Raw genomic sequence first — 5300 nt, 5'->3', positions numbered from 1 at the left:
GTAAATTACGTCGGGGTGCCGGGGTAGATATCAAACCGGTGGCCTTTGGTCACTACTGCATTCTGCGTGGCAACGTCTGCCAGCGGCGGAGCGTAATCGGGGCGCTTCACGACCACACGCTTGGTTGCCAGCGCACGAGCAGGCTCCAACAGGCCATCGGCGTCCAGATCCGGCCCAACCAGCGACTGAAATACCCGCATCTCCTTTTTCACCAGCGCGCTCTTCTGCTTGTGCGGAAACATCGGATCGAGATAGACCACCTGCGGGCGCGGAGTGATATCCGTCAGCGAGGTCAGGCTTGAAGCATGGATTAGCTGCAGACGCTCCCGCAGCCAGGATCCGATCTCCGCATCGGCATAGCCGCGCGTCAGGCCATCTTCCAGCAGCGCCGCCACCACCGGGTTACGCTCCAGCATTCGCACCCGACAGCCAATGGAAGCCAGCACGAAGGCATCGCGACCCAGGCCTGCGGTGGCATCGACGACGTCCGGCAGATAGCTGCCTTTAACGCCTACAGCCTTCGCGACCGCCTCGCCGCGACCGCCGCCAAACTTGCGTCGATGCGCCATCGCCCCGGCAACAAAATCAACGAAAATGCCGCCAAGCTTGGGCTCATCGCGCTTACGTAGCTCAAGATGCTCTGCCGTCAGCACCAGCGCCATCAGGTTGTCATCGTCATGTTGCAAGTCAAAACGGGACGCAAGACGCAATAAGGCACCGTCTCCGGTGCCTGTTTCATCTATTAAGCAGATTTTCACGCCGTGCTTAGCCCTTGATGCCGTAGTGCGCCAGCATCGCGTCCAGCTGCGGCTCACGGCCACGGAAGCGTTTGAACAGCTCCATCGGCTCTTCTGAACCACCGCGGGTCAGAATGTGGTCGAGGAAGTCCTGGCCGGTTTCGCGGTTGAAGATCCCTTCCTCCTCGAAGCGGGAGTAGGCATCCGCCGCCAGCACGTCGGCCCACAGGTAGCTGTAGTAGCCTGCCGCGTAGCCACCAGCAAAGATATGGCTGAAGGCGTGCGGGAAGCGTCCCCAGTTCGGGCCCGGAATAACTGCCACCTGCGATTTGATCTCGGCCAGGGTTTCGAGGATTTTCGCTCCCTGCTCCGGGCTGAACTCGGCGTGCAGACGGAAATCAAACAGGCCAAACTCCAGCTGGCGCAGGATAAACAGCGCGGCCTGGTAGTTCTTCGCCGCCAGCATCTTATCCAGCAGGCTTTTCGGCAGCGGCTCGCCGGTCTCGTAGTGGCCAGAGATAAACGCCAGCGCGTCCGGCTCCCAGCACCAGTTTTCCATAAACTGGCTCGGCAGCTCCACGGCGTCCCATGGTACCCCGCTGATGCCCGCCACGCCCGGCACGGCGATCTGGGTCAGCATATGGTGCAGGCCATGACCGAACTCGTGGAACAGGGTGATCACTTCATCGTGGGTAAACAGCGCCGGTTTGCCGCTGACCGGACGGTTGAAGTTACAGGTCAGATAGGCGACCGGTTTTTGCAGCGAGCCGTCGGCTCTCAGCATCTGCCCAACGCAGTCGTCCATCCACGCTCCGCCGCGCTTGTTCTCACGGGCGTAGAGATCGAGATAGAAGCTACCGCGCAGTTCGTTGCTTTCGTCATACAGCTCAAAGAAACGCACGTCCTGATGCCAGACGTCGATATCCTTACGCTCTTTAGCCGTAATGCCGTAGATGCGTTTAACCACTTCGAACAGGCCGTTAACGGCTTTGTTCTCCGGAAAATAGGGGCGCAGCTGCTCATCGCTAATGCTGTAGAGGTGCTGCTTCTGTTTTTCGCTGTAGTAAGCGATATCCCACGGCTGTAGCTCATCAACGCCAAATTCAGCGCGGGCGAAGGCACGCAGCTGCTCTAGCTCTTTCTCACCCTGCGGACGGGCGCGTTTCGCCAGATCCATCAGGAAGTCCAGCACCTGCTGCGGATGCTCGGCCATTTTAGTGGCGAGAGATTTGTGGGCATAGTTGTCGAAGCCCAGCAGCTGGGCCAGCTCGTGACGCAGAGCAAGGATCTCCGCCATCACCGGGCTGTTATCCCATTTACCCGCGTTCGGCCCCTGATCGGAGGCGCGGGTGCTGTAGGCGCGGTAAAGCTCTTCACGCAGGGCCTGGTTATCGCAGTAGGTCATCACCGGCAGATAGCTCGGGATGTCGAGGGTTAACAGCCAGCCCTCTTGCTCTTTGGCCTGCGCCTGCGCCTGGGCCTGTGCCAGAGCGCTCTCCGGCATGCCGGACAGCTCGGATTCATCGGTGATCAGTTTGCTCCAGCCCATAGTGGCGTCGAGCACGTTGTTGCTGTAGGTCGAGCCCAGCTCAGAGAGACGCGCGGCAATTTCACCGTAGCGCTTCTGCTTCTCTTTCGGCAGACCGATACCGGACAGTTCAAAATCACGCAGGGCGTTATCCACCGCTTTCATCTGCGCCAGATCCAGCACGGTATAGGCTTCACCTTCGCGCAGGTTACGCCAGGCCTGGTAGAGCCCCTCATGCTGGCCCACCCAGGTACTGTACTCAGAGAGCAGCGGCAGCGTCTGCTCGTAGGCTTCACGCAGCTCCGGGCTATTCTGCACCGAGTTCAGGTGGCTGATAGGTGAGAAGATGCGGCCAAGGCGATCGTCCACCTCCGCCAGCGGTTGGCAAAGGTTGTCCCAGGTATAGGGTGCCCCTTGAGCCACCACGCGCTCTACCGCCTCGCGGCAATCCTCCAGCGCTTTCGTTACGGCGGGAACCACATGCTCAGGTTTAATCTGGGAAAACGGCGGCAAGTCGAAGGGCGTCAGTAATGGATTGGTCATAAGCGCTGTCCTGTAGAAATAATCGCAAGCGCTCGGGCGGCGCTCGTTCCTGTAAGAGCTAGGATGGGGTTTAGTGTAGTTAATTTCAATGCCGCACGTTGCGCTTTTGCGCCCTGGCAACGGCACCGCTGCGGTAATTTGCCGCAATCTGCGGTAAACTATCGGCTATCTGTTTTTACTTCCCAGGATTGTTCCTTCCATGCTCAGTTATCGCCACAGCTTCCACGCCGGCAACCATGCCGACGTTTTAAAACACACCGTTCAGAGCCTGATTATTGAATCACTGAAAGAGAAGGAGAAACCTTTTCTCTATCTGGATACCCACGCAGGCGCGGGGCGTTATCAGCTGAGCAGCGAGCATGCCGAACGCACCGGCGAATACCTGGAAGGTATCGCCCGCATCTGGCAGCAGGACGATCTGCCTGCCGAGCTGGAGCCATACATCAGCGTGGTAAACCACTTCAACCGTAGCGGCCAGCTGCGCTACTACCCTGGCTCGCCGCTGATCGCCCGCCAGCTGCTGCGCGAGCATGACAGCCTGCAACTGACCGAGCTGCACCCGAGCGATTTTCCGCTGCTGCGCTCAGAGTTCCAGAAAGATAGCCGCACCCGCGTAGAACGTGCCGACGGCTACCAGCAGCTGAAGTCCAAGCTGCCGCCGGTGTCACGCCGCGGTCTGATCCTGATCGACCCGCCTTACGAAATTAAAAGCGACTACCAGGCGGTGGTTCAGGGTATCAACGAAGGCTATAAGCGCTTTGCAACCGGCACCTATGCGCTGTGGTATCCGGTAGTGATGCGCGCGCAGATCAAACGCATGTTAAAAGAGCTGGAAGCCACCGGCATCCGCCGTATTTTGCAGATCGAGCTGGCGGTTCGCCCGGACAGCGACCAGCGCGGCATGACCGCCTCCGGCATGATTGTGATCAACCCGCCGTGGAAGCTGGAGCAGCAGATGAACAGCGTGCTGCCTTGGCTGCACAGCAAGCTGGTTCCGGCTGGCATCGGCCATACGCTGGTGAACTGGGTCGTACCCGAATAATCACAGCCATCGGTGGAACCTTAAGGGCATCGCGTTACACTCTAAGCAAAAATTCATTAAGGAAACGTTATGACTAAGCACTACGACTACATCGCCATTGGCGGCGGCAGCGGCGGTATTGCGTCTATTAACCGTGCGGCCATGTATGGCCAAAAATGTGCCCTGATTGAAGCGAAAGAGCTGGGCGGAACCTGCGTGAACGTAGGCTGCGTGCCGAAAAAAGTGATGTGGCATGCCTCGCAGATTGCCGAAGCGGTAAATCTCTACGGCCCAGACTATGGTTTTGATGCCACCATCAACAACTTTGACTGGCAGCGCCTGGTGGCCAGCCGCACGGCCTATATTGATCGCATCCACAGCTCCTATGAGAACGTGCTGGGTAAAAATAACGTGGATGTGATCCGCGGCTTTGCTCGTTTTGTCGATGCGAAAACCGTTGAGGTCAACGGCGAGACCCTTACCGCCGACCATATTCTGATCGCCACCGGTGGGCGTCCGAGCTACCCGGATATTCCTGGCGTTGAGCACGGCATCGACTCCGACGGTTTCTTTGAGCTTACCGCTCTGCCGAAACGCGTTGCGGTTGTTGGTGCAGGCTATATCGCCGTGGAGCTGGCAGGCGTGCTGCACGGCCTGGGCGCAGAGACGCACCTGTTTGTGCGTAAGCATGCCCCGCTGCGCAGCTTCGATCCGCTGATCGTTGAGACGCTGGTTGAGACAATTATGGCTGACGGTCCGTCGCTGCATACCAACGCCACGCCGAAAGCTGTGGTGAAAAACAGCGATGGCAGCCTGACGCTGGAGCTGGAGGATGGCCGGAGCGAGACCGTTGACTGCCTAATCTGGGCGATTGGCCGCGAACCGGCTAACGACACCTTCAACCTGGACGTCACCGGGGTAAAAACCAACGACAAAGGCCACATCATTGTCGATAAGTTCCAGAACACCAGCGTGCCAGGCATTTATGCGGTCGGTGATAACACCGGCGCGGTTGAGCTGACGCCAGTTGCGGTGGCGGCAGGCCGTCGTCTTTCAGAACGTCTGTTCAACAACAAGCCGGACGAGCATCTGGACTACAGCAACATTCCTACCGTGGTCTTTAGCCATCCGCCTATCGGCACCGTTGGTCTGACCGAGCCGCAGGCGCGCGAGCAGTACGGCGATGACCAGGTGAAGGTCTACACCTCCTCCTTTACCGCCATGTACACCGCCGTCACCCTGCACCGCCAGGCGTGCCGGATGAAGCTGGTCTGCGTCGGCCCGGAAGAGAAGATTGTTGGCATTCACGGCATCGGCCAGGGCATGGATGAGATCCTGCAGGGCTTCGCCGTGGCGCTGAAGATGGGCGCAACCAAGAAAGACTTTGATAACACCGTGGCGATCCACCCGACGGCGGCAGAAGAGTTTGTGACGATGCGTTAATTGTTTTAAAGAGTAGAGATCGAGGCCT

The 5300-nt window shown here is 58.7% G+C and carries 4 protein-coding genes; 2 read left to right on the top strand and 2 right to left on the bottom strand.

What is annotated here, in order from left to right; translation table 11 throughout:
* Positions 1-5: 5 nt before the first annotated feature.
* Together rsmJ and prlC are read right to left on the bottom strand one after the other, a co-directional pair.
* Positions 6-758, bottom strand: a complete 753-nt coding sequence (gene rsmJ / locus FN633_RS03510; protein ID WP_154056761.1) for a 16S rRNA (guanine(1516)-N(2))-methyltransferase RsmJ — start codon at positions 756-758, stop codon at positions 6-8.
* Between the two features lie 7 nt (positions 759-765).
* A complete protein-coding gene (prlC, locus tag FN633_RS03505) occupies positions 766-2808 on the bottom strand; it encodes an oligopeptidase A (protein ID WP_154056760.1) in 2043 nt (680 codons plus the stop codon).
* A 199-nt stretch (positions 2809-3007) separates the two neighbouring features.
* Between prlC and FN633_RS03500 the strand changes: the two genes are divergently transcribed.
* Together FN633_RS03500 and gorA are read left to right on the top strand one after the other, a co-directional pair.
* A complete protein-coding gene (locus FN633_RS03500) occupies positions 3008-3850 on the top strand; it encodes a 23S rRNA (adenine(2030)-N(6))-methyltransferase RlmJ (protein WP_154056759.1) in 843 nt (280 codons plus the stop codon).
* Between the two features lie 69 nt (positions 3851-3919).
* Entirely contained in the window at positions 3920-5272 is a 1353-nt protein-coding gene (gene gorA / locus FN633_RS03495) for a glutathione-disulfide reductase (protein ID WP_154056758.1), read from the top strand.
* Positions 5273-5300: the final 28 nt, after the last annotated feature.

The sequence above is a fragment of the Pseudescherichia vulneris genome (genome assembly GCF_902164725.1).
Lineage (GTDB): Bacteria > Pseudomonadota > Gammaproteobacteria > Enterobacterales > Enterobacteriaceae > Pseudescherichia > Pseudescherichia vulneris.
The sequence above is the reverse complement of the archived record's forward strand: the minus strand, read 5'-3'. Positions and strand labels throughout refer to the sequence as shown.

What these genes read in the sequence shown, in the direction of transcription:
- prlC (WP_154056760.1), bottom strand. Translation starts at nt 2,808, where the DNA reads ATGACCAATCCATTACTGACGCCCTTCGACTTGCCGCCGTTTTCCCAG.
- FN633_RS03500 (WP_154056759.1), top strand. Translation starts at nt 3,008, where the DNA reads ATGCTCAGTTATCGCCACAGCTTCCACGCCGGCAACCATGCCGACGTT.
- gorA (WP_154056758.1), top strand. Translation starts at nt 3,920, where the DNA reads ATGACTAAGCACTACGACTACATCGCCATTGGCGGCGGCAGCGGCGGT.